Source organism: Sulfitobacter sp. HI0129, from assembly GCF_001635395.1.
Classification (GTDB): Bacteria; Pseudomonadota; Alphaproteobacteria; order Rhodobacterales; family Rhodobacteraceae; genus Sulfitobacter.
Map to the genome: position 1 here is coordinate 1 of NZ_LWGH01000697.1, position 916 is coordinate 916.

The window sequence follows — 916 nt, forward strand, 5'->3', positions numbered from 1 at the left end:
TGTATGTCGCTTTCGTCATCGACGCCTATGCGCGCAAGATCGTTGGCTGGCGCGTCAGCGCCTCGGCGCAGACTGGGTTCGTCCTGGATGCCCTTGAGCAGGCCGTCCATGACCGCAAACCGACGAAGGCCATGGGCTTGGTCCATCACAGCGATCGCGGGTCGCAATATCTGTCCATTCGCTACACCGAAAGGCTGGGCGAGGCCGGCATCGAACCATCTGTTGGCAGTGTTGGCGACAGTTATGACAATGCCTTGGCCGAAACCATCAACGGCCTCTACAAGGCTGAAGTCATCCATCGGCGCGGCCCTTGGCGCAGCTTCGAGAGCGTCGAATTCGCCACGCTGGAATGGGTGGACTGGTTCAACAATCGCCGCCTCCTCGAACCTATCGGGAACATCCCGCCCGCCGAGGCAGAGGCCAACTTCTACGCAGCTCTGGAAACCGAAGACATGGCCGCGTAACTAACGACAATCAGCCTCCGGCAAACCCGGGGCGGTTCATTGCGTCGCCGATGACGCGCTTCGTGCCGGTGATGGAGGCGCGGGGCGCGCGGATCGTGACGATCGCGGGCAGTCACCTGTCGATGCTGACCGAACCCGAGGAGACGCTGGAGGCGATCCTTGCAACGCCCTGACGCACGGGCGCGCAGGTGCCACGCAAAAGCGGCGCCCGACTTGCGAGGGGCGCCGCTGAGCGAACCCGCCGGGGCGGGATGCCGGTTTCCGGGGTTAGCTGCCGACAACTGCGCCGGCCGCGCTTCCCCCCATCAGCTTCTGTTGCCCATAGAGCAGGACAATGGCCGCGAGCGGCAGCAGCGCGAAGGCCGGGTGCAGGCCGGTCAGGAAGAAGCTGGCCACCCCGATTGCGATCAGGACCAGCCGCATCACCACCGACACCCGCCGCGCCAGATACC

3 protein-coding genes are annotated in these 916 nt (G+C 64.7%); 2 read left to right on the top strand and 1 reads right to left on the bottom strand.

What is annotated here, in order from left to right; genetic code table 11:
• Together A3764_RS17525 and A3764_RS26270 are read left to right on the top strand one after the other, a co-directional pair.
• The coding region (locus A3764_RS17525) for a DDE-type integrase/transposase/recombinase (RefSeq protein WP_150122271.1) at window positions 1-464 on the top strand (464 nt) is incomplete at its 5' end.
• A gap of 50 nt (window positions 465-514) precedes the next feature.
• Window positions 515-637 carry a hypothetical protein gene (locus A3764_RS26270; protein ID WP_269084724.1) on the top strand — a complete coding sequence of 41 codons (123 nt, stop codon included), beginning with the start codon at window positions 515-517 and terminating at the stop codon, window positions 635-637.
• A 94-nt stretch (window positions 638-731) separates the two neighbouring features.
• Here A3764_RS26270 and A3764_RS25295 read toward each other — a convergent pair.
• A partial coding sequence (locus A3764_RS25295; protein WP_161487509.1) for a hypothetical protein occupies window positions 732-916 on the bottom strand: 185 nt, incomplete at its 5' end.